Here is a 23,352-nt window from a genome sequence, read left to right on the forward strand (position 1 = left end):
CGGCGGGAAATTGCATCGTTCAACGTATAACGCCTCCATACGATCAGGATTTGTGAGCCATCATGAGTGCAGATGCGGGTAAAGCGTTGGAGCGGCGAGCGGACAGCGACGCCCATATCATGACAAGCAGAAGCAGGAATGCCGTTCCGGCGAACAGCCAGCGAACCGCTTCGGGTCCGTGCTGGTCAAGGAACCAACCGGTTCCTTTCGGAAGCAGGGCGCCTCCGATGCCGCCGCAAGCCATGAGCAGGCTGGTCGTCCGCTCCGTCATGCCGGGCGCCGCGCGGTTGGCGAAGACGAGCGCGATCGCGAACATGCCCGACATGGTCAAGCCGACGGCGAAAGCAAGCACGAATGCCGGCAAAACGCCGGTGAACAGCGTCATCAGCACGAATAGAATCGACGTCGTCAAACAAGTTGCCAGGAGATAGACCGCACCGCTTAAACGGTCGGCAATCTGGCCGGCTGCCAGCCGTCCGAGGACCATTGCGCCCCAGAAGAGGCTTAGCGCCAAGGTCGCGGATGATTCCACCATACCGTTCGTCTGAACGAGCAGGGACGGCAGGTAGTGGATGTAGCTCATCTCCAGCCCTACATAAATCATGAAGAACAAGGCGGAAGCAGTCAAGATGACAAGCATGCGCGCCGTCAATTTCGGCACAGCAGGAGTTGCTCCGGCCGGACGCTCGGTATGTGCGGCAGAGACTGCGGCAGGCTGGTCCAGTATCGCGGGCCACCAAACCAACCACAGTAAGAAGGTGACCGCCGATAGCAGGCCGACGATGCCGAAGGACAGCTTCCATAAACCGGCCTCGATCAGCGCCGCGCCCGCGAACGGAATGAGCAGCGCCCCGACGCCGAAGAACGTTTCCACGCGGCTCATGGCCGTATTGGCCTTTTCCCCGGAGGCTCCGATAATAAACGATCCCACGACCGCCTCCGTCATGCCGAGACCGACCCCCGCAAAAGGAGCGATCGTCAGCATGATCCCCCATGGCGGAAGCAGCGTATACAGCAATTCGGCAACCGTCATGAAGCCGATCGCAAGCAGAAGCACGAATTTCTTTCCGTATTTTCCGATTAGCCAAGGCGCGCACAAGATGCCGGCCATGCCGCCGAGAAACTGGTGCATGACAAGCTGGCCGCCGTCGCCGTACTGCACGCCATATGCGTGAACCATCGGCTCCATAACCGCCCCGATGGCCAACTGGCCGATTCCGACGACCAGGTACGCGACACAACCGAGAAAAACTAGCCGGGACATTTCATTTCTCCTCACGTGATAGACTGTTTCCACCATAACACAATCCGGGGCGGGGAACGATATGAAAATATGTCCGCATGCTAAAATAAAAAAGCTTCTCCGCGCCCGGCATCGAACTGGTTGCGGAGAAGCTTTTTGCTTATTAGCGCAGGTTGCTCGGCCACAGCACGAGCGAACGGTTGTCGCGCTCGGCGCCTAGCGCCCGCAGCATCTCTTGGGCGGCGGACTCGGCGATGGGCTCGCCGTTCCAGCGATCGATCTTGATCTTGCTGAGTCCGTGCTGGCGGAGCAGCATGCGGAAGATGTCCTTCAGCTCGGCCGGATTGGCGGCGTCCGGCGGCGATTCTTGCGGCTCGCGGAGAGCGGCGGGCGAGGATCGGCCCGGATCGTTGTTTGCGGCTAAGTCGACGATATGCCGGCCATTGTTCTCGATCCAGTAGCGCCATCGCCCATGCTGCAGCACGAGGTAATTGCCGTTTTTACGGGCGAATCCGGTGCCGCGGGCGTTCGGCCAATCGGCGGCAAGGCCGAACGGGTTGGCGGGGTCTGTCGCCGCAAGGACCGTGACGGCCGAGCTGTCCTGGCCGGGGAGCTGTTGACGGACGGCGTCGATTTGCTCGCGGCGGGCGAACTGCAGCGTCTGCACGCCCTGAACGAGCAGCCCGCGCGTGACGACGCCCCACTGCTCAAGCTGCTTCAGCATCGGCAGCAGCTCATCCCAGTTGAACGGCGACAACTGGGCGACCAGCTCTTTGGACACGATGCCGTAGCTGTCCAGCAAATGCTGCGTCCAATGAAGCGCCGACTCCGACATTTCCTCGGAGGAGCCGCTGTTTGGATAGGCGCTCGTGTGGGCGTGGGCGGCGTTCGGGCCGGCGGCCGGCGCCTGCTGCGCGGCGGACTGCCGCCCGCCGTTATCGGCGAGCGAGCCGGTCCAGTACCAGCGTCCGAGACCGGAGCCGGTGCGGGCCAGCTGCTTGCCCTTCGTCGATAGCTGCAGCCGAAGCGGCGCGAACTGATCGTTGGAGACGTTCCCCTCCCAGACCAGGTCGACCAGGTCGCCCAGCAGTTCGGACGGCACCTTGCCGTAGTCGCGGCTCAGCTTGGTCAAGAAGCTGGCGCCGCTTTCCTGCAGCAGCGCGAGCAGCCGCGGATGCTTCGTCTTGGCGGCAGCTTCGCCGGCATTGGCCGCATTGGCGATGACGGGTGCGTAGAGCGGCTTGGATTCGGAGAGGAAGAAGGCAATCTTGCCTTCCTTCTCGCTCTCTTCCTTGCGCCCGATCCAGATGACCTCGCCGGATGCGCAGAGCAAATCGAGATCGTCCTTCCGATAGCCCGTCACCCGGGCGGGAAATATGATCGACTCCCAATGCGAGGCAGGCAGGAAGAAGCCCTGCAGCCGTTCAATGACCATGCGCAAGCCGTCGATTCCGCTCAGCTGCGTACCGGAGAGGGCGTGCTGGAGCATCGACATATGCGTGCACCAGCGAATCGGATCGACCGGCTCCGCTTTCTTGCGGGCCTGTTCCAACGTCAGGCGGATCAGGCGCCGAGCTACCTGGGCGCTCGACCAGATGCGCTCTTGGCCGTCAACCGCAAAGGGCGCCGGCTCGATCCGGCCTAGCCGCAGCAGCGCCTCCGGCACGCGCGCGGCCTCGGCCGGCGTGAGCAGCGGATAGCGTTCGCGCAGCTCTTCCTCGGTAAATGAGAGCCGGTTATCGGCGAACCGGCCGGCAATAAAAGCAATGGCGGCCTCGGTCTCCGGGAAAGCGGCATACATGTCCCGCTCATCCGCGCAGATCCAGCGCCGCAGACCTTGACCCAGCGGCAGCTCTACGGCGCGGCCGGCCTGCTGCAGCGCTTGCAGCCAGCCTGCTGCAGCTTCCCCGGCAATGCCGGCCAGCTCCTCGGCCGAGAGATCGCCCCGCTGTTTGAGCAGCGCGAGCAGCTCATCGGCATTGGCCGGGGCCGGGCGGCCGCTTGTCAGCCGCTCCTGCTCATCCTTGGCGATGGCGGGGTCGACCGCGCGCTGCACGCTCTCTTCGCCGAACAGCTGACCGGCCATCGCCTTGCTTACGCTGAGCAGCTGCAGCTGCGTCGCCTCGCTGAAGCCTTCGCCTTCATACAGCTGCATGTTGGCGTAATCGGCGAGGAACTGGACGGCGAACGGGGAAGGGGCGTGCGATTCTTTGACGAGTACCTGAATCTGGCCCGATGCAATGGATTCCAGCAGTTCCGCCAGTCCGTTCGTATCCAAATAATCGTACAGGCATTCCCGAATCGCTTCCTGCAAATACGGAAACTGATCCGCATAAGGAAGCGACTGCTTCAGCAGCTCCTCGCCGCGCAGCCGCTTCTGCCACATCGGCGTGCGCGTGAAGCTGCGGGAGAGGAGGAGCGACGTTTCCGCAATCCGGCGAAAAGCAAGGCCGAGCATCGGCGAGCCGGTTATCGCTTCGGTGAGCAGCGCCTCCAAGGCGGCAGGGGTAACCTGCCACAGCGCTTGCAGCCAAGAGGCGTCCCCGTCCGGCACGACGATCTCGATGCCGTTGTCCTTGGCATTGCCGTAGACGCTGTAGGGCAGGAGCCGCTGAAATTGCTGCTGGATCGCCAGCAGCCACGTGCGGTTGATGGTCCTGCCGAACGGGTTATGGATGATTATGCGGGTCATATTCATCAGATCGCGGTAGTGCTCGATAATAATCCGACGCTCGGTCGGCAGCCCGAGCGCCTGATGCTGGCTGTCGACAAACCCGATCAGCTCGGATGCCGAGTTATGATCCAGTCCGTATTCCGTATCCAGCCAGTGAATCGCGGCATCTTCCCGTGCTCTAGCCTGGGCTTTATCGCCGTCCGGGCCGTGGATCGTTGAATCGTCCAGCGCGAGCCGGACGGACAGTTGATCCAGAAACCGTCCCAGCTGGACGCCGACCTCGAAGCTGCGGCTCGCATTCTCCGCTTTCCAGAACGGAATTTCGCTGAACCGGTTCGGCGCTTCCTGCACATAGACGCGATCATTCTCGATGCGGCTGATCATCCATGAGCTGGTGCCGAGCTGAAACACGTCCCCGACGCGGCTTTCCCCGATGTACTCCTCATCCAGCTCGCCCAGATGGACGCGGCTCTCCGCATGATGAATCGGGAAGGCGGAAGATTGCGGGATCGTGCCTGCGCCGGTAATGGCGGCCATGGACGTGTTGGCCCGCTTGCGGAGCCGATCCGTACCGGGGTCCCATTCCATGAGCGGTCTCGCAAACGGGTAAAAGCCCGACAGCACCTTCAGCGCCGCAACCAGTCGTTCTCGCGGGAAGCTGCGGTAGCACTCGCTCCCCAGTATGAGGCCGTACAGCTCCGCAAGCGTGATGTCGTCAGCCGCCACAATGGACGTGACCTGCTGTGACAGCACGTCGAGCGGCTCGCGCGGCAAGGTGATCGCTTCGATGTCGCGCCGCGCGATGTTGCGGCAGAGCACGGCGGTCTCCGGCAGCTCGCTGCGCGACCGCGCCACGATAAAGCCGCGGCTGACGTCGCCGACGGCATGGCCGGCGCGGCCGATGCGCTGGATGCCCGCGGCCGCCGCCTTAGGCGAATCGAGCTGGATCACGAGGTCGACGTGGCCGACGTCGATGCCGAGCTCGAGCGAGGAGGTCGCGACGAGACAGCGCAGCTCGCCGGCCTTGAGCATATGCTCGACCTCAAGCCGGCGCTCTCGCGCAAGGCTGCCGTGGTGGGCGCGCGCCAGCTCGCCGCCCGCGTGCTCGTTGAGCCGCAGCACGAGCCTTTCGCAAATCCGGCGGCTGTTGACGAATAGCAGCACGGACCGGGCGCCTTCCATGAGAGCCATGATACGCTCGATGATCGGCTGCCACACGCCGTCGCGGCTTCGCGGAGGACGGCTGAGGTCCGGCATCGTCACCCGGACCTCGATCGTCTTGACCATCGCGCTTTCGACGATGGTCACGGGCCGAGGCGCATACCCGAGCGGATGATCAGGCTCGGCCAAAGCGGCCTTCGTGCCGCCTTCGCCCGTTCTTCCGCCTTTGCCCGGCAGCATCCCAACGCTCTGGCCGCTGCCGGCACGAGCCGCCTCGCTCCGCTCGTTGGCGCCCAAACCCGTCGCCAGCGCGGCTGCCGCTCCGGCTTGCCCGAGCGGCGCCCAGCCGCCCAAAAAGCGGGCGACCCGCGACAGCGGCTTTTGCGTCGCGGATACGCCGATGCGCTGCACGGGCTGCGCGGCGAGCGCGGACAACCGCTCCAGCGAGAGCGATAAATGCGCGCCGCGCTTATCGCCGGCAAGGCTGTGGATTTCGTCGACGATGACGGCTTCCACCGTCGCGAGCATGCCGCGGCCCTTGTCCGAGGTCAGCAGCAAATAAAACGACTCCGGCGTCGTGACGAGCACGTCCGGCGGACGGCGGGCCATGCGGGCCCGCTCATGCGAAGGCGTATCCCCGGTGCGGACCGCCGAGCGGATGCCCGGCCAAGGCTCGCTTTCGGCTTCCGCCACTGCCGTCTCGCCGCCGGCCCGACCGCTCTCAAACCGCTCAATGTCCTCCATAAATCCGACCAGGTGGTGCTGGATGTCATTATTGAGCGCTTTGAGCGGCGTAATATATAAGATGCGAACACCCGGCGCGAGCGCTTTGCCCCGCGGTCTGGACGCGGCCAGCTTCCGCTCGGCCAGCCTGTTCAAGCAGGGCAGCAGAGCCGCCAGCGTCTTGCCGGAGCCGGTAGGGGCGGCGATCAGCGTATGCCGGCCTTCGGCGATAGCGGCCCAAGCTTCTTGCTGAACAGGCGTCGGCTCGCCGAAAGCGTGAGCGAACCAGCCAGCCAGCGTTCGATGAAATCCCGCGAGCGCGGGGGAAGGGTGTGGCATGCTTCAAGCTCCTTTCCCAAGAATAAGCATGTTAATCAATCTATCATCCTAGTATTCATCATGAGTCAAATGATTCCTCTTTAGACACTCCCATGGTTCACGTCTTGCAGCCGCTTAATCGAACCATAAAAAATCCGCATTCCAATTAATCATCCGCGGCCCTGCGACATAGACATAGAAAAAAGAAAACCCAGCAGGAGGTATCGCGACATGGCGAGATGGCGGAACAGCTTGGAAAATCGGCGCCAAGAATGGAAGAAGCTTGAGCATGCAATGACCGATACGCTGGCTGGACGGCGCGTGCTGCGGGTAACCGGGCCGAGAACGCCGCGCCTGTCGACGCCGGTGACGAAGACGGTCCGGCAAGAGGACTTGGCCGCGGTATCCGAAACTTTTGATGCGGGGCTTGCATGCTTCTGTCTTGGGGAGCTTTCGAAAGGCGAACGCGAACGCTTCCTCCAAGCCTGGCATGAACGGCTGGCCGCGGGCGCGACCGTCGTCATGGCCGACCGTCGCAGTGAAGGCTGCGAGACGCCGATCGAGCTGCACGATCTGTTCGCGCCGCTTGGCAGCAAGCTGGATGTGCAGGTCGGACGCACATTCTGGTGGGTGCGCTACGAGCGCAAATAGCGAAATGCAGAAGAAGCCGCGGCTGCTTGTCCATGCAGGACAAACGGCCGCGGCTTCTTCTGATGCACCAAGAACGGGTGCAGGATAATCATTACTCGGAATCTCCGCCGCCCCCAGCTTCGTCGGAGGGCTCGTCCGCGTATTTCTCATACGTTTCCGTGCTCATTACCCGGCGAGCGGTAACCCAACGTTTCGCATAGTAGGACTCGTTAATTCCGCTGATTCTAACACCTCTGCTGGAGGAGGAGTGAGCAAACTTGCCATCCCCAACGTAGATGCCGACATGCGAGATTCCTTTGCCGGTCGTATTGAAAAATACGAGGTCGCCGGGAATCAAATCCGCTTTCGCGATTTTCTTGCCCATCTGTGCTTGCGAACGGGAAGAATGCGGCATATCCATGCCGAGCTTGTTGAACACGTACATGGTGAAGCCGGAGCAGTCAAACCCCTTCTTGGTCGTGCCGGAGTACAAGTAAGGCGTACCGATCAGGCCATTGATGACGCCATCCATTTTGGATTGCGCGAAAGCGCTTCCAGTCTGGAAAGCCAGCAGCATCGCAAGTCCGATCAAAAAGGCGGAAATCTTCTTCAAAACGGGAAACCCCTTCCGGTGCCTACGAGGTTAGCTGTGGGGTTCGGTTGAAGGCTCCCTATGATACCCTCTGGCATGCCGCGAATTGCTTGCTGCGGATGTCGGGATCAATTCACCCAGAATGGTTCCCCCGTTTCCCTGTAAGGGAATTCGGCAAATTTTTCATTTCTAGGCATAATTATTCGATTATTTTCTTCCTTCTCCTTCTGAGTTCACAGGTTGTTCACAAATTAAAATTATTAGAACGCAACCTTTGGGCTCGTCAACTCGTTGGGTGGCCTGCAATTGAGGAGATTCACCTTCCAGCTTTAGGAAGCCACCTGAGTGGGAAAAATTGACGGATAGTGTCTCGCCCGGAATGCGAATGGGGGGCAGCGCCGCTTTCCTTATTCATGGTTTTGACTAATTATTGGTTGAATTGAAAAAAGAAGCAGCTGCGCATAATGGCGCGGCTGCTTCTTTTTCGTCATTTCTCGCTAAACGAGCGTAACCGAGATGCCTCTGTTTCGCAAATAACTGACATCTTCCGCAGGCGCCTGCTGGTCGGTGATGACTTGGCTGATCTTATCGATCGTGCAGACGAACGCGGTGTTCGTGATTCCGAATTTACTATGGTCGGTTACGAGACAGACCTTGCCGGAATGTTCGATCATCTTCTCTTTGATTCGCGCGGATGCCAGATAAGCGTCGGTAATGCCGAGCTTCGTATCAAGCGCGGAGGTTCCGATGAAAGCAATATTCGCGCGGAACATGGATATCATCGTTTCGGCGACCGGGCCGACAATGGCGTCCAGATTCGCTTCGCCAAGCGCTCCGCCGCAAATGATGATGGAGAGGTCTTTTTTATTTTTCAGGTTATGGAGCTTGTGCGCAATCTCGAGGCTGTTCGTGATAACCGTAATCCGCTCTTTATTTCCAAGATGCTCGGCGATATGCTGGTTGGTCGAACCGGCGTCCATAAAGATGGTGTCGCCATCCTTAACCACTTCGGCAGCCGCTTTGGCAATCCGGATCTTTTCATTTATATAAGGATCCGCAGGGAGCTGCGCAGGCGGATGCGCGCCGTCTGCTTGATGGTTATAAATAGCTCCGCCGTTAATTCGCAGGACCACGCCCGTATCTTCGAGCTGCGACAAATCGCGCCGGACGGTGGCTGGCGATACATCCAACTCGAGGCATAATTCCTCAATGGTCATGAAAGGCTTTTTCTTTAATGCCTCGATGATCTCTATGTGCCTGCTTTTCATTTCTATATCGCTCCTGGATGAATGGTTTATCAGTCCCGATCAAAAACTAGCTGTTTTTACAACTCTTACATAATAACTATACTATTTTGCTGATTATTATCAAGCTGATGAAGCGCTTCCTCCACAATATCGATTGAGATCTGTCAAAAACATTCGATTGGGACCAACGACCAACGCATATTTGATCAATATTAATCATATATCCATTTTTAAGTGATTGTAAATAATCAAAAAATGATTGACTGTTGATCGAAGCGTGACTAATATGAAGGCAAGAGGATCAACAATGCTCATTACTCATTCTATAGCCATTCCGAGGAGGACCATTCAATGACAAGCAAGCATCTTAACCGTACGGCTATCGCTATCGTTACCTGCGCTCTCATTCTATCGGCATGCGGCAATTCAGACACAACGAATAGCACCAACTCGAATAACGGCGCCAGCTCGAACGCAAGCGAGAGCGCGAATTCGGGAGCGAGCGCGAACAACAATGATGGCGCTTCTTCCGAAACCGTAGATCCTGCGGCCAAGTACGATCCGCCGATTGAATTTACGATTGTCGGGGAATCGGATCCCAACTTGAAGTTCGACAGCGGCCAAACCTACGAGAAGAACGGCGTTTACGATATGTATGAGAAGGACCTCGGCATCTCGATCAAGAACAAGTGGATGGTCGATTCCAAGCAATATCCCGAGAAAGTAAAGCTTAGCATCGCTTCCGACGACATTCCGGATCTGATGAAAGTAACGGTCGACGATCTGCAGCAGCTTGTCGAGAACGATATACTTGCCGATTTGACCGACGTTTATGAGAAGTACGCGACCGATGAAACGAAAACGTTTATGACGAGCGACGGCGGCAAGCAGCTGGACTCCGCGAAGTTTGACGGCAAGCTGATGGCGATTCCGGTTACGAACAGCCCTTATAACGATGCGCAGTTCTTATATGTGCGCAAAGATTGGCTGCAGAAGCTGAACCTCACTGAGCCGAAAACGATGGACGACGTGCTTAAGATTTCGGAGGCCTTTACGAAGCAGGATCCGGACGGCAACGGCAAGGAGGATACCGTAGGCTTTGTCGCCCAGAAAGAAATTTACAATCCTGCCTATGGCTTTGCCGGTTTCTTCAACGGCTTCCACGCCTATCCGGGCGCATGGGTGAAGGATGCCTCCGGCAAGCTTGCATACGGAAGTATCCAGCCTGAAATGAAAACCGCTTTGAAGGCGCTGCAGGACTTGTTCAAAGCCGGTCAGCTCGATAAAGAGTTCTTCACTGTGGATCATATGAAAGCAAATGAATTGGTAGCCAACGGCCAGGCAGGCATGGCGTATGGTCCGTTCTGGCTAACGAGCTGGCCGATGCCCAGCGCGGTTGTGAAAGATAATAAAGTGACCGCGGACTGGGAAGTATACCCGATTCCGTCCGCCGACGATTCTCCTGCTTTGAATCAAGTCGGCCTTGGCGTAAACGCCTACTATGTGGTTTCGAAGAAGAGCGAGCATCCGGAGGCGGCCATTAAGCTTCTTAACCGGTTCATCGAAGTCGACAGCCATCCGATTACGCCGGAGACGAAAGCCTATAAATTCGGCAGCAGCGACCAAGAGCTGTGGAAGCTGAACCCGATCGTTGTCATGTCGCAGGATTTGAACGCGAAGACAGGCGGTTTGCTGTCGAAAGCGGTAGAAGCGAAAGATCCGTCCTCCCTTGATGGCAATGTGAGCGGCACGGCGTATTACAATGACGCGATTAAATTTTTGGATGGCGACACCAGCTTGTGGAGCAGCTGGATGAACGCGAAGCCGCACGGTTCGCTGGAAATTATGAATCAGTATTTGACGGCCAGCCAGTTCTTGACAAACGCGTTTACCGGGGCGCCTACGCCGGCTATGGTAGCGAAGAAGTCCATTCTCGATCAGAAGGAACAGGAGCTGTTCACGAAAATCGTGATCAATCAAGCGCCGGTCGATGAGTTCGATAAGTTCGTGGAAGAGTGGAAATCGCTCGGCGGCGAAGAAATTACGACCGAAGTCAATGATTGGAGCGCGAAGAGAGGCGGCTAATCCTGCTCAATCCGCGATGAAAAGAGAAGAGGGGGAAAATAGGAACGACTATTTTCCCCTTTCTTCATTAAACGGGGGAATACCTGTGATTCTAAAAAGATGGGCACGCGAGTGGTATCTGCATCTTATGCTGCTGCCTGCCATCATTATCGTCCTTATCTATAGCTACGGGCCGATGGTCGGCCTGGTAATCGCATTCGAGAAGTACGTTCCTGCTAAAGGGATGATTCATTCCAAGTGGATCGGATTGGATAATTTCAAGTATGTCATTTCTCTCCCCGATACTTACAGGGTGCTCTATAATACCGTGTACATCTCCTTTATGAAGATGGTCGCGGGGCTCATTGCGCCGATCATCGTGGCGCTGCTGCTGAATGAGATAAGGGCGATGGTATTCAAGCGGCTGTACCAGACTTTTATTTATTTGCCGCACTTCCTGTCCTGGATCATTCTCGGGGGCATCATGCTCGATATCTTGTCCCCATCTTCGGGTTTGGCCAATCAGCTCCTTCAATCTCTCGGCTTCGAGCCGATCTTCTTCCTTGGCGATAACCGGTGGTTTCCATACGTGCTCGTAGGCTCCGACGTGTGGAAAGAGTTCGGATTCAGCACCATTGTCTATTTGGCGGCGCTGACCGGGATCAATCCGTCTCTTTATGAAGCCGCCGAGATTGACGGCGCGAACCGCTGGCAGCAGACGCGCCACGTCACGCTGCCGGGGATGGTGCCCATTATGATCCTGCTGGCTACGCTCAGTCTCGGGCAAATCTTGAACGCAGGCTTTGATCAAGTTTTCAATCTGTACAATGCCCAGGTGTATGAGAGCGGAGATATTATTGACACGCTGGTATACCGTCTTGGTCTTCAGCAGGCGCAGTACGGCGTGGCAACGGCCGTCGGGTTGTTCAAGTCGGTCGTATCGTTCGTATTTATCTCGCTATCCTATATTTTCGCCTATCGCTTCGCGAACTATCGCATATTTTAGCCTGAGAGAGGGGGGCTATCGTGGATTATAGAATGTCGTGGAGCAGAAAATGCTTCCTGGCCGCCAACTATACCTTTCTGACCGTGATTTCTCTTCTGTGCCTGATTCCATTTATTCATATCTTTGCGGTTTCACTAAGCTCGGCAGCCGCTGCATCGGCAGGCTCCGTGAAGCTGTGGCCTATTGATTTTACGATCGCTTCTTATGAGAACGTGCTGAGCAAGCGGGAGTTTCTGACCTCGTTTGGCGTCTCTCTCAAGCGGGTGTTGCTCGGTACTGCCGTTAATATGCTTCTAACCGTCTTGGTTGCCTACCCTTTGTCCAAAGAAGTTTCCCATTTCCGGCTTCGGACCGTATATGTTTGGTTTTTCGTGCTGACGATGCTGTTCAGCGGCGGCCTCATTCCGCTCTACATGACGGTCAAGATGACCGGCCTGATGGATTCGATCTGGGCGCTCGTCATTCCGGCAGCCGTTCCGGTCTACAATATCGTTTTGCTGCTTAATTTCTTCCGCGGGCTTCCGAAGGAGCTGGAGGAATCGGCAACGATCGACGGGGCGAATCCCTTTATCATCATGTGGAAAATTTTCGTTCCCCTGTCGGTGCCCGCGCTCGCAACGCTTACGCTGTTCTCTATGGTTATGCACTGGAACAGCTGGTTTGACGGTCTTATTTTCATGAATCAGCCTGAGCACTACCCGCTGCAAAGCTTCCTGCAGACGGTTGTCATCCAGAGAGATATGAGGTTCCTGACTCCGGAGGATGTAGAACTGCTGAAGCTCGTGTCGGATCGGACGAGCAGCGCGGCTCAGATCTTTGTGGCTACTATGCCGATTCTTCTCGTGTACCCGTTCCTGCAAAAATATTTTGTCCATGGCATCGTCTTAGGCAGTGTAAAAGAATAGCCTTCAAAAACGAGAACAAGAGGTGGATAATATGACTGAATTGTTGATCCTAGGTACGAGCGCCGGCGTATCTACCGCTAACCGCCATCATTTCAGCATGGCGATCAAACGAAACGGACGTCTTTATTTGATCGACTGCGGCTGTCCGGCCAACATGCTCCTTAAAAAAATGGGCGAGGATCCGCGTAAAATCGATGCGGTGTTCTTGACGCACTGGCATCCCGATCATGCGAGCGGCTTGCCGATGCTTATTCAGGATTTGCAGCTTACTTATAAGCCGGAGGGCTTGTCGATTTACGGCCCGGCAGGAACGGGCCGGAAGCTGGCGCAATTGCAGAAGATGTTCATCCTGCCGCCGGAAATTTACCCGTTCAACCTGCACGCCATCGAATACGACGAGGAAACCGTCTTTGATTTTGACGGCCTGCGCATTGAGTTTTTCAAGACGAATCATCTGGCGCAGGAAACATGGCGGAAGCTCGATGAAAAGCATGGCCATGAAATTACGCCGATTGCGTATGGGCTTGTCATTCACGTCGACGGCAAGAAGATCGTCGTAAGCGGAGATGTGTTCAGCTCCAATGACCTGATTCCGGTGCTGCCTGACGCGGATCTGGTGATCCACGAATTCGGCCACATGCCGCCGAACAAACTCAATGCGTTCGTCAAGGAGCAGCAGATACCGAACCTGCTCATTACGCATATTCATCACGAATGGGATTTGCGCGCGGAAGAGCTGCGTGAAATCGTATCCGAAGGGCATTCGGGTGAAGTGAATGTGGCGTATGATCTAATGCGGGTTGCGATCTAAAATACAAAGGGAGGGTTTGATCATCTTGAGCGAAATGAATACGAGAATAACGATTTTCGGAACTTCGGGAGCGGTGCCGGAGATCGGCGGCGATTCGCCGTCGTTTCTCATTAACGATAAATATTTGGTCGACACCGGCTGGGCGGCCATCCAGAATCTGCGCGGACACGGGGTTGATCCGCTGGAGCTCGACTATCTGATCTTCACGCACTTCCATCATGATCATTATCTTTCGCTGCCATCGCTGCTTTTCTATTTCTTGAGCTGGGGGAAGCTGCAGGAGCTGAAGATCATCGGGCCGGCAGAAGACCTGGAACGGATGGTGAAGCGCGCGCTGGACTTCTTGGACGCGGAACGGTTTTTTGCAAAGGACGAGGTTCCGACCCTTATTCCGTTGCAGCCGGGCGACAACTATGAGACGGAAGGTTTCCGTCTCGACACCTGCTCCACGATTCATCCCGTGCAGGGCCTCGGCTACCGGTTTACGGATGCGCGCACGGGCAAGTCATTCGCGTTTTCAGGTGATACGGCGTATCACCCGCCTATTGCCGAGCTCGCCAAAGGAAGTGCGCTGCTCATTCATGAAGCGGCACTAGGGCCGAAGGCGGCTGACCCTAACGATAACGCTTATATGCATTCCGGTTCGATCGATGCGGCACGAATAGCGGAGGCTGCCGGCGTCGATCGGCTGTTATTGCTGCATGGTGCGGCAAGCAGAGCGGAAGCCTGCGTGGAAGCGGCGAAGCAGGAGTTCGGCGGCAGCGTGGAATGGCCTCATTTCGGCCAAACGTACGTGCTGTAGCAAGCATATGCACCTAAGGGAGGTTCTTGTGGATGGGCATGAGTACCGCACGGAGGCAAAATGTGAAAGTGGAGCGGAAGCTGCAGACGGTTTCCAAGAACGGCTATTATAATACCTACGTGCCAAATGCGCTTGCGGAGGAAAATATATTTTTGAACCTTCCGATGGAAGAAAACGAGCTGCCGGCGTACGAGGCGGTTCGCAGCAGTCTGCCGAAGCCTTTCTGGCAGGGGAATGACAGCGTGATCGACTGCTACTGGAAAGCATGGGAGCTTGCTTTCGACCATTTGCGCAAACCCGATGCGAACAACGGGTTCGTTGCCAACTACATCGATACGGCGTTCAATGACTGCATCTTTATGTGGGACACCTGCTTTATATTGATGTTCGCCAAATACGGGCACCGGGTCTTCTCTTTCCAACGGACGCTGGACAACTTCTACGTCAAACAGCATCCGGACGGGTTCATTTGCAGGCAGCTCAGCATGACCGACGGCGAGGACCGGTTCCACCGGTATGATCCTACGAGCACCGGACCGAATGTGATGGCCTGGTCCGAGTGGGAATATTACGGCATTACCGGCGACACGGAACGGCTGCACGACGTGTTCCCCGTGCTTGCCGCTTATCATCGGTGGCTGAAAGCGTACCGGACATGGCCGGACGGCACCTATTGGTCATCCGGCTGGGGCGCGGGAATGGACAATCAGCCGAGGATGCCGGCTCATATGCCGCATCAGGCCGATGAATTCTATCACGGCCATCTCGCTTGGATCGACACTTGCCTGCAGCAGATGCTTTCGGCAAAGCTGATTCTGCAGATCGCAAACACCGTCGGCCGAGAGGTTGAGGTGCAAGATTTGCAGGAGGAGCGTGATCGGCTGGCCGCGCTCATTAACGAACGGATGTGGGATGACGAAACAGCGTTCTATTACGACCTGAAACCCGATCAGGAATGGCTCGGCATGAAATCGATCGGCGCTTACTGGGCATTGATCGCGGATGTTGTGCCGCAGGAACGGATCGAGAGGTTTATCGCCCATTTGGAAAATCCGAACGAGTTTAACCGCCCGCACCGCATCCCGTCCTTGTCGGCCGACGACCCTTGTTACCGTCCGGAAGGCGATTACTGGCGCGGAGGCGTCTGGATGCCGACTAACTATATGACGCTGCGAGGACTGACTCTGCACGGCTATGACGCGCTGGCTCATGACATCGCGCTCACTCATGTGATGAATGTTGCCGAGGTGTTCGAACATACAGGGACGATCTGGGAAAACTATGCGCCTGATCGGATCGAGAGAGGCGATCCCTCCAAGCCGAACTTTGTCGGCTGGAGCGGGCTAGCGCCTATCGCCGTTTTGTTTGAGTATGTATTCGGACTGCGGGCGGCAGCGTCGGGTGCAAAACTGGTGTGGGATGTGCGCGTGTTGGAAGAGCACGGCATCGAGCGATATCCCTTCGGTAACGAAGGTTTGCTGGATTTGAAATGCGCCGCCCGGACGGCGGCGACCGATAAACCGGACATTCAGGTAAGCAGCAATGTTCCGCTGACGCTTGTCCTTCGCTGGGAGGGCGGGGAAGAGGCGGTCCGCGTACCGGCTAGCCGGGAATAGATTGACTTGAGAGGCGCTCCGCTAAGGAGCGCCTCTGAGTGTTGAGAATGTCCGTTAGAGCCCTAAAACGAACAATTTCAGTTTATTCGCTTTTTATAACGTTTAACGGACATAGATGTCCATTAGACGTGAAAGCGATCAATCTCCAAAGCAAAAAGGCTGAACAGGCAATCATCCTGTTCAGCCTTTTTACTTGGGAACGGCCGCCTCTGCTGCCGGCATGCCGGGCGGCCGCCCATCCCCGCTATACCTGCTTGGACCGCCACACGTCATACTGGGCGGCAACCGTCCACACCTTCATAATCGTCCGTACCATTTGGTAGCCTTGATGCAGGATGAGCGCGAGCAGTCCCGCCCATAGCATGGATACGGAGGCGACGGTCATGCTGAGCAGCGCTCCGATGCCCCACATCAGCAGGGAGATGCCTGCGAACGGCAGGAAGTTCACGATGCCGCTCCAGAGGGAGCGGAGGGCGCCCGTTCCGGCCACCGCGCCGAACTGCATGGAGAGGAAGAGCAGATGGATCAGCACCGCCCACGCCAGCCAGGCGGCCGCCCATGGTCCGGTCTGCTGCGCGAATTCAAGCAGCGAACTGCTGGCGAGCAAGATCGTGAGCGCCCGCGGCAGGAGCCAAACCGCCGGCAGAAGGGTGAGCGTTGTTTCTATGAGGTAGAGCAGCGCAACCGGCTTCCATGCCGCGCGGATACCGCTTAGAAACTTCGTGCCGTTCGCATCCGACACATGATGAAGCGAGTGGAACAGCCCGGCGTTCAGAATCGTGGTGATGACGATTCTCCCCGCCAGCAGTCCGCAGAAGAGCCAGACGTACGGGCGGATGAGATCGGTCTTGAGCAGCTGGAACTGCGCTTCGGTCATGAAGAGCTGTACGGCCGCCGAGCCGCCGCCGATGCTGTCGGGGAACCGTTTTAACAGCGGTACGGTTATGCCCTCGATGGTCCGGTAAAGGAAGAAGCCCCAAATCAACTCATACAGAAACAGCATAATGATAATGTAAAAGTGCTTAATGGTCAGGTGCCAGCCTTGCTTAATATGCGTTCTCATCACGATCACTCCTATTAAGGATGCCTCAGGGAACTACCAGGCCAGCGAGGAGAAGAAGCTCTCGACCAGCTTGGCGATGCCTACGCTCCAGCGCGTGCGCGACTTCTCGGCAAGCTCGGCCTTCATGAAGTTGTTGATGTGCTTGTTGTCGAGCACGTTGTCGTTGTGCGGGTCGACGGCGGCCCACAGCAGCTTGGAGGAGTGGACGATTTTATATTGAATGTGGGATTCCTGCCCATCCCACACTTTAGGCATCAGCGTTCCGTCGGCAAAATGGAACACGACCGACACGGGCCCGAGGCTGCCGCCCGTCTTCTTGATGAGCACGACCGATTCGTACTGCGTTTCGCCGTTCTGCTTCACCGGGCGCACATGGATGGAGGCGACCGAGTAGTCGGACATCGCATTGCCGTAGACGAAGTGGCTGAAGTAATCGTTCCACTTGGTCTTCGTCACGTTCTCCACGACGCGCTGGAAGTCGGCTGTGGACGGGTGCTTGAATTTATATTTTTGGAAGTACGTCCGCATGATCTTGCGCATCGTCTGCGCGCCGACCTGCTTCTCGATGCCGAAGAGCACGAGCTTCGCGCGCATGTACACATTTTCCGCATAGTGGTTGTTGCTATGGTACGACCAGGACAGCTGCTTAAGCGGTGCCGGGTTGGTCATATAGCTGGCCTCTACGGGCAGGTTCGGCTCCACGCCGTATTCGCTTTCCATGACTTTATCTTCGGCGTAGGAGGTAAAGCCTTCGTCGAGCCACGCTTCCTCGAACTCGTTCGAGGCCACCATGCCGTACCAGTACTGATGGCCGATCTCGTGGACGACCGTTCTCTCCAGATCGTAGCCCGGATTCTCGTTCTCGGCTGCGAATGCGGTGATGAGCGTCGGATATTCCATGCCGCCCGCACCGTTGCCGCCTTTAGGCGGAACGACGATGGAGAGGGTGGTGTACGGATAAGCGCCGTACCATTGCGCATACTTGGCAAGCGCCGATTTCGCCGCGTGCATATACCGGTCCTTGAACTTCGCGTGGAGCGGATCGAGATACAGCTTGATGCGGACGCCAGGCACGCCATCCGTAGAGAACGGCTCCTCTGCGTAAACGAAATCCGGCGAGGCCGACCAGCCGAAATCATGCACGTCGTCGGCATAATATTGGTACGTTTTGCGGCCGTTCGCCACGACGGAAGCTTTCGTTTGGAAGCCGGTCGCGGCTACCTTGTAGCTGGAGGGAACGTTGATCTTCACGCTATAGATGCCGAAGTCGCTGTAAAATTCGGAGTTGCCATGGTATTGATGGATGTTCCAGCCCTCTGCGGCGCGGCCGCGGGTGCCTGCCGTTTCGTACACGGCCAGCTTCGGGAACCACTGCCCCGCCATGACGAAGTCGCCTGCATAGCCCATTCGGGCGAACACTTGCGGCAGTTTCACCTCGAACTTCATGCGCAGGGTAACGCTCTTGCCGGGGGCGACGGCGTTCGGCAGCTTCAGCTTGGCCAGCGTTAAATCATTCGGGTTGTTGTCATCAGGCTGTACGTAATGCAGGCGCGGCAGCAGACTGTAGCCCTCGGTCGTCTCCAGAGTGAGCAGGTTCATGTAGCCGACGCTGTCCACGGTCGCCCTATCGCCGCGAAGCTGGCCGCCCGACTCTCTCATAAACGTGGTGTCTTTGGAGCGGAAGGCGTTCGGATACAGGTGAAAATACAGCTCGGACACCTGCTGTCTGCCGGGGTTTGTCCATGTGACGGCCTGCTCGCCGACGAGCATGTGCGTATCTTCCTTCAGCTGCACATCGATGTGGTACTCGGTCACTCTTTTGCTCAGAGCTACCGGCTTCGGCTGCATGACGATATCTGGCTCCTGGGCGACAGGCGGTGCCGCGGGCTTCAGAGCCGTGTCTTTCTTGGCAGGAGCGGAGGCGTATGTATATTGCGAAACCCAGGCATCCCCGAACCCTTGCCTTGCCGTTACGCCGAGCAGCACGGCGACGAGGGCAAAGAGTAGAAATCGTTTGGCGTGACGTGGATTCATTGAAAGATTCCCTCCCGTTGACAAGCATCTAAAGCATGTATATGTTTGCTTTTCCTAGATTATTAGCTAAAATGGAATTAAAGTGCGGACAGGCGCAAAAACCGCGCCGGACGCGGGTTTTAGACGTTTCGAGGATGGGAGTTGACAGGCAAGTGAGCGAGCAAGAGAAGAATGAACAGCCAGTAGAGAAGAAAGAGAAGAAGTCTCTCTCTTTGAACGTAGTGAGCAATAAAGAGCATAAAGGTTTCGGTGCGGGGACGATCGATCTGAGTTCGGTGTCCTGCGTCATTATCGATAACGGCGAGGCATACATCGATGTCGGCGCGATGCATGCGAAGAGCAAGGTGGAGAAGGGCATTAAATTCAGCACGAACAAAGAGGACGTCCCGAACGGCCGTCTGTGCTGGATCGTCTGGGTCGCGGTCGACCGCAACGAGGAAGGGTCCTACTACGCGGGAGCGACTGCATGTCCGATGCTGGTCGATACGGAAGCGCGGAGAGGCTGGAAAATTCTCGCGCAGCACGTGAACAATTTGGATTATGCGATCAAGCGCCGGTTCATCCTGGATGAGCTTGGCACGGAAGAGAAAGCCGCGCTGAAAGGGCTGCTCGTTTCCAACAACCCGGAGTGGTGGGAACGCTCCCCGGATAAGCTGAAGGAAGCGCTGAACGCGTAAAATGAAAGAAGCGGATAGAGCCGCTTTACCGTCCCATGGAAGGACAGGTGAAGCGGCTTTTTTTTCTGTTGAAGTCCATTCTAGTTATGGTATAGTCGTATGACGGAACGCTTGTTCTAGCCTGTTTATTTCTTATTGTCTGGGGGAACCGGCATGAAACGGGACTTACCGCGCGAATCGCGCAAGCACTATTCGGAGCTATTGAGGCGCTATTTGCTCCCGCAGAAGCGAACGCTGGCCGGCCTTGCCGCGCTGCTTCTGCTTTCCATCGGCCTGCAGCTCGTCAATCCGCAAATTATCCAATACTTTATTGATACCGCGCAATCGGAGGGCGATCTCCAGCCGCTGCTCGTCGCTGCTTGTCTGTTTATCGGCTTCTCGCTCGCACAAGGTGCGGTCTCGGTTGCGGCCACCTATTTCAGCGAAAACCTCGGCTGGAAGACGACGAACGTGCTGCGCAGCGATTTGGCGGCGCACTGCCTGTCGCTAGACATGCCGTTTCATAAGTCGCAAACGTCGGGAGCCATTATTGAGCGGGTGGACGGCGACGTGAATGCGCTGGCGAACTTCTTCTCCAGCATGATCATTCATCTGGTCGGCAATTTTCTGCTCATGGTCGGCATCCTCTTTCTGTTGTTTAGGGAAAACTGGCTGATCGGCGCGGGTATGACGGTATTCGTATTCGCTGCGATTCTCATTATCCAGCGGATCCGCAAGCTGGCGGCGCCGCTGTGGAAGGAATGGCGGCAGGCGAACGCCGATATGTACGGGTTCATTGGCGAGCAGCTGGAGGGGACGGAGGATATTCGCGCGAACGGCGCATCCGTATTCGTCATGAACCGATTTTACGGCATGATGCAGCGGATGCTGCCAATGCGCGTGAAGGCGTTTCTCGGCTTCGGGTCGATGTGGGGCACGACGATCATTTTGTTCGCGCTGGGCAATGCGATGGCCTTCGCGATCAGCGCGTATTTATGGAAGGCGGACTCGATTACGCTTGGCACGGTGTATTTGATTTTCTATTACACGGAGCTGCTGACGAAACCGATCGAGAAAATCCGTACGCAGATCGAGGATTTGCAGAAGGCGGACGCAAGCATCTCCCGCATCCGGGCGCTGCTCGAGACGCGTTCGGCGATAGCGGACGGTCCGGGAGCTCCGCTTCCGCAGGGGGCGCTTGGCGTCCGGTTCGACGATGTTACGTTCCGCTATGAGGACGGTCCGGGCGAACCGACGATTGACTCGCTTCGGCTGGAGCTGAAGCCGGGCGAGGTGCTCGGCCTGCTCGGCCGAACGGGTAGCGGCAAGTCCACGCTGGCGCGGCTGCTGCTCCGATTCTATGATCCGCAGGAAGGCGTCATTTCGCTCGGCGGCACGGACATCCGCGATCTGAAGCTCAGCCAGCTTCGCAAGCGCGTTGCGCTGGTTACGCAGAACATCGAAATTATGGAAGGCACGATTCGAGATAACCTGACCTTCTATGAGGATTCGATACCGGATGAGCGCATTGTTTCCGTGCTTGGCCAGCTCGGACTGACGAGCTGGTATATGTCGATGCCCGAAGGGCTCGATACGAAGCTGGCATCCGGGGGCGGCAGTCTGTCTGCCGGCGAGGCGCAGCTGCTTGCGTTCGCGCGCGTGTTTCTGACCAATCCGGGACTCGTCATTATGGATGAGGCGTCGTCTAGGCTCGATCCGCTTACGGAGCAGCGGATCGAGCAAGCGATCAGCGCGCTATTGGCCGAGCGCTCCTGCATCATCATTGCGCATCGGCTCTCAACCGTGCAGCGCGCCGATCAAATACTGATTTTGGAGAACGGCCGAGTCATAGAGTCTGGCGATAGAGCCGAGCTCGCGGCGGATCCTGGCTCGCGCTTCAGCGGCATGCTGGCGACCGGGCTTGAGGAGGTGCTCGCGTGACAACCTTGCAATTTTTACTCAGGCTCATTACTTTCCGAACGGGCCTCTATGTGACGAATGCGGTTGCCTGGACGATTATTTATTTGGTCCCGATAGCGCCTGGTCTCATTACGAAAGAGTTCTTTGATTCGCTTACCGGCGATGACGCGCTGGAGCTGGGCACCTGGGGCATTATCGCGCTGTTGATCGGCGCCGCGTTCGGCCGCGTCATGCTCATTATCATGGGCTTCATGACCGACGTGCATTTCCGCTACCGGATGGGGATGATGCTCCGCCGCAATCTGCTGCAGCATGTGCTTAAGCAGCCTGGGGCGCGGGCTATCCCTTGCTCGCCGGGGGAGGCAATCAGCCATTTCCGCGATGACGTGGATCAAACGGAGGAGGCGGCCAGCTGGTCGGTCGACGTGTTCGGCCTCACCTGCTTTGCGGCGGTAGCGAGCTATATACTGATCGGCATCGACGCGCAGATGACGCTGCTCGTCTTCCTGCCGCTCGTGGTTGTCGTGACCGTAGCGCAGCTGGCGACTTCGCGGCTGCAGAAGTACCGCGCGGCAAGCCGGGAAGCGACCTCGCGCGTGACGGGCGCGATCAGCGAGATGTTCGGCAACGTGCAGGCCATTCAAGTAGCTGGCGCAGAGGAGCGCGTCATCGAGCGGTTCCGCAAGTTTAACGACGAACGGCGCAAAACGATGCTAAAGGATAAATTGATGGGCGAGGCGCTGGATTCGATTTTCACTAACTCCGTCAATCTCGGCATCGGGATTATTCTGCTGCTGGCCGGGCAAAAGATGCAGTCCGGCGCTTTCACGGTCGGCGATTTCTCGCTGTTCGTGTACTATTTGACCTTTGTCACGACATTCATTACGAATGTAGGCAAATTCATCACGAATTTCAAACAGATGAGCGTCGCGCTAAAGCGGCTGATATCGCTGCTGCAAGGCGCGCCGGCCAAAGTGCTGACGATGAAGGATGCTCTTTTGCTCCGCAAGGGCGAGATGCTGAAGCCGGCGGATGCGGCAGCGCGGCAAGAGAGGCTCGACACGTTATCGGTTACGGGGCTGACTTACAGGTTCCCGGATACAGGCAGAGGAATCGAGGATGTGCATCTACAGCTGAAAGGCGGCTCGTTTACCGTCGTTACCGGTACGATCGGCTCCGGGAAAACGACGCTTGTTCGCACATTGCTCGGTCTGCTTCCGAAGGATGAAGGGACCATTCAGTGGAACGGGAAGCCCGTCGTCGATCCGAGCACGTTCTTCACGCCGCCGAACAGCGCCTATTCGGCGCAAATCCCGCGCATGTACAGCGATACGCTGCGCAATAACATTCTGCTCGGGCAGAAGGGAGAAGGGGATTCGCTAAAGCAGGCGATTCATGATGCGGTCATGGAGTACGATATCGAGCATTTGCACCAAGGCTTGGAGACCATGATCGGTCCCCGCGGCGTGAAGCTCTCGGGCGGACAAATGCAGCGGACAGCGGCCGCGCGCATGCTGGTGCGCGATGCGCAGCTTTACGTGTTTGACGACCTGTCGAGCGCGCTTGACGTCGAGACGGAGCAGAAGCTGTGGGAGCGTCTGTTTGAGAGCAGAGGCGGCGCAACCTGTCTGGTCGTATCGCACCGCAAAGCGGCGCTGGCGCATGCCGACCATATTATCGTAATGAAGGATGGCCGCATCGAAGCGGAGGGGACAGCCGAGGAGCTGCTCCGCACAAGCGCAACCTTCCAGGAATTGTGGAGCGGGGATGAGCGTACGGCCGATGATGCGGCGGCCGTTGGGGATCAAGCAGCGGTGCTGCAGTCGAAACAATAAGCAAAAAAAGCCTCTGCAGGCGGCCGATTGGGCTGCGCTGCAGAGGCTTTTT

The 23,352-nt window shown here is 57.2% G+C and carries 16 protein-coding genes and 1 riboswitch; of the genes, 10 read left to right on the plus strand and 6 right to left on the minus strand.

Annotated features, from left to right (window positions below):
• Positions 1–43: 43 nt before the first annotated feature.
• Together DL346_RS27550 and DL346_RS27555 are read right to left on the minus strand one after the other, a co-directional pair.
• Entirely contained in the window at positions 44–1,264 is a 1,221-nt protein-coding gene (locus DL346_RS27550) for an MFS transporter (protein ID WP_112885597.1), read from the minus strand.
• Positions 1,265–1,406: 142 nt separating this feature from the next.
• A complete protein-coding gene (locus DL346_RS27555; RefSeq protein ID WP_112885598.1) occupies positions 1,407–6,140 on the minus strand; it encodes a DEAD/DEAH box helicase in 4,734 nt (1,577 codons plus the stop codon).
• A gap of 210 nt (positions 6,141–6,350) precedes the next feature.
• Between DL346_RS27555 and DL346_RS27560 the strand changes: the two genes are divergently transcribed.
• The gene (locus tag DL346_RS27560) at positions 6,351–6,770 is read left to right on the plus strand and encodes a hypothetical protein (RefSeq protein WP_112885599.1); all 420 of its coding nucleotides are present in this window, start codon (positions 6,351–6,353) and stop codon (positions 6,768–6,770) included.
• A 91-nt stretch (positions 6,771–6,861) separates the two neighbouring features.
• On the opposite strand, the gene DL346_RS27565 is transcribed toward DL346_RS27560, so the two are convergent.
• Both DL346_RS27565 and DL346_RS27570 read right to left on the minus strand, forming a co-directional pair.
• Complete coding sequence (locus tag DL346_RS27565; protein WP_420849611.1) at positions 6,862–7,362, minus strand: C40 family peptidase; 501 nt, start codon at positions 7,360–7,362, stop codon at positions 6,862–6,864.
• 4 nt (positions 7,363–7,366) lie between these two features.
• A riboswitch (cyclic di-AMP (ydaO/yuaA leader) is annotated at positions 7,367–7,528 on the minus strand.
• A gap of 310 nt (positions 7,529–7,838) precedes the next feature.
• Positions 7,839–8,609, minus strand: a complete 771-nt coding sequence (locus tag DL346_RS27570) for a DeoR/GlpR family DNA-binding transcription regulator (protein ID WP_112885600.1) — start codon at positions 8,607–8,609, stop codon at positions 7,839–7,841.
• 330 nt (positions 8,610–8,939) lie between these two features.
• On the opposite strand from DL346_RS27570, the gene DL346_RS27575 reads away from it, so the two are divergent.
• From DL346_RS27575 to DL346_RS27600, 6 genes are all read left to right on the plus strand, one after another.
• On the plus strand, positions 8,940–10,673 hold the full coding sequence (locus DL346_RS27575) for an extracellular solute-binding protein (protein WP_112885601.1): 1,734 nt from the start codon (positions 8,940–8,942) through the stop codon (positions 10,671–10,673).
• A gap of 127 nt (positions 10,674–10,800) precedes the next feature.
• The gene (locus tag DL346_RS27580; protein ID WP_420849614.1) at positions 10,801–11,658 is read left to right on the plus strand and encodes an ABC transporter permease; all 858 of its coding nucleotides are present in this window, start codon (positions 10,801–10,803) and stop codon (positions 11,656–11,658) included.
• A gap of 32 nt (positions 11,659–11,690) precedes the next feature.
• Positions 11,691–12,563 (plus strand): carbohydrate ABC transporter permease, encoded by an 873-nt coding sequence (locus DL346_RS27585; RefSeq protein ID WP_112885658.1) that lies wholly within the window; start codon positions 11,691–11,693, stop codon positions 12,561–12,563.
• A 31-nt stretch (positions 12,564–12,594) separates the two neighbouring features.
• Positions 12,595–13,374 carry an MBL fold metallo-hydrolase gene (locus DL346_RS27590; protein WP_112885603.1) on the plus strand — a complete coding sequence of 260 codons (780 nt, stop codon included), beginning with the start codon at positions 12,595–12,597 and terminating at the stop codon, positions 13,372–13,374.
• A 34-nt stretch (positions 13,375–13,408) separates the two neighbouring features.
• Entirely contained in the window at positions 13,409–14,176 is a 768-nt protein-coding gene (locus tag DL346_RS27595) for an MBL fold metallo-hydrolase (protein WP_240633488.1), read from the plus strand.
• A 32-nt stretch (positions 14,177–14,208) separates the two neighbouring features.
• A complete protein-coding gene (locus tag DL346_RS27600; RefSeq protein ID WP_206098597.1) occupies positions 14,209–15,792 on the plus strand; it encodes an MGH1-like glycoside hydrolase domain-containing protein in 1,584 nt (527 codons plus the stop codon).
• A 244-nt stretch (positions 15,793–16,036) separates the two neighbouring features.
• Here DL346_RS27600 and DL346_RS27605 read toward each other — a convergent pair whose 3' ends face one another.
• Positions 16,037–16,855: a hypothetical protein gene (locus DL346_RS27605; protein WP_112885605.1), complete on the minus strand. Its 819-nt coding sequence runs from the start codon at positions 16,853–16,855 to the stop codon at positions 16,037–16,039.
• Positions 16,856–16,888: 33 nt separating this feature from the next.
• The gene (locus DL346_RS27610; protein ID WP_112885606.1) at positions 16,889–18,889 is read right to left on the minus strand and encodes a M1 family metallopeptidase; all 2,001 of its coding nucleotides are present in this window, start codon (positions 18,887–18,889) and stop codon (positions 16,889–16,891) included.
• Between the two features lie 152 nt (positions 18,890–19,041).
• On the opposite strand from DL346_RS27610, the gene DL346_RS27615 reads away from it, so the two are divergent.
• The 3 genes from DL346_RS27615 (at position 19,042) to DL346_RS27625 (ending at position 23,300) form a co-directional block, all read left to right on the plus strand.
• Entirely contained in the window at positions 19,042–19,566 is a 525-nt protein-coding gene (locus DL346_RS27615; protein ID WP_240633478.1) for a YwhD family protein, read from the plus strand.
• Positions 19,567–19,719: 153 nt separating this feature from the next.
• The gene (locus DL346_RS27620) at positions 19,720–21,486 is read left to right on the plus strand and encodes an ABC transporter ATP-binding protein (protein WP_112885608.1); all 1,767 of its coding nucleotides are present in this window, start codon (positions 19,720–19,722) and stop codon (positions 21,484–21,486) included.
• Positions 21,483–23,300 carry an ABC transporter ATP-binding protein gene (locus DL346_RS27625; RefSeq protein WP_112885609.1) on the plus strand — a complete coding sequence of 606 codons (1,818 nt, stop codon included), beginning with the start codon at positions 21,483–21,485 and terminating at the stop codon, positions 23,298–23,300. The genes DL346_RS27620 and DL346_RS27625 overlap by 4 nt, the downstream gene beginning before the upstream one ends.
• Positions 23,301–23,352: the final 52 nt, after the last annotated feature.

It is taken from the genome of Paenibacillus montanisoli (assembly GCF_003268025.1).
GTDB lineage: Bacteria > Bacillota > Bacilli > Paenibacillales > Paenibacillaceae > Paenibacillus_Z > Paenibacillus_Z montanisoli.

Excerpts from the sequence above, each read along its gene's own strand:
- DL346_RS27550 (WP_112885597.1), bottom strand. The coding sequence starts at position 1,264 with ATGTCCCGGCTAGTTTTTCTCGGTTGTGTCGCGTACCTGGTCGTCGGA.
- DL346_RS27555 (WP_112885598.1), bottom strand. The coding sequence starts at position 6,140 with ATGCCACACCCTTCCCCCGCGCTCGCGGGATTTCATCGAACGCTGGCT.
- DL346_RS27560 (WP_112885599.1), top strand. The coding sequence starts at position 6,351 with ATGGCGAGATGGCGGAACAGCTTGGAAAATCGGCGCCAAGAATGGAAG.
- DL346_RS27570 (WP_112885600.1), bottom strand. The coding sequence starts at position 8,609 with ATGAAAAGCAGGCACATAGAGATCATCGAGGCATTAAAGAAAAAGCCT.
- DL346_RS27575 (WP_112885601.1), top strand. The coding sequence starts at position 8,940 with ATGACAAGCAAGCATCTTAACCGTACGGCTATCGCTATCGTTACCTGC.
- DL346_RS27580 (WP_420849614.1), top strand. The coding sequence starts at position 10,801 with ATGCTGCTGCCTGCCATCATTATCGTCCTTATCTATAGCTACGGGCCG.
- DL346_RS27585 (WP_112885658.1), top strand. The coding sequence starts at position 11,691 with ATGTCGTGGAGCAGAAAATGCTTCCTGGCCGCCAACTATACCTTTCTG.
- DL346_RS27590 (WP_112885603.1), top strand. The coding sequence starts at position 12,595 with ATGACTGAATTGTTGATCCTAGGTACGAGCGCCGGCGTATCTACCGCT.
- DL346_RS27595 (WP_240633488.1), top strand. The coding sequence starts at position 13,409 with ATGAATACGAGAATAACGATTTTCGGAACTTCGGGAGCGGTGCCGGAG.
- DL346_RS27600 (WP_206098597.1), top strand. The coding sequence starts at position 14,209 with ATGGGCATGAGTACCGCACGGAGGCAAAATGTGAAAGTGGAGCGGAAG.
- DL346_RS27605 (WP_112885605.1), bottom strand. The coding sequence starts at position 16,855 with ATGAGAACGCATATTAAGCAAGGCTGGCACCTGACCATTAAGCACTTT.
- DL346_RS27610 (WP_112885606.1), bottom strand. The coding sequence starts at position 18,889 with ATGAATCCACGTCACGCCAAACGATTTCTACTCTTTGCCCTCGTCGCC.
- DL346_RS27620 (WP_112885608.1), top strand. The coding sequence starts at position 19,720 with ATGAAACGGGACTTACCGCGCGAATCGCGCAAGCACTATTCGGAGCTA.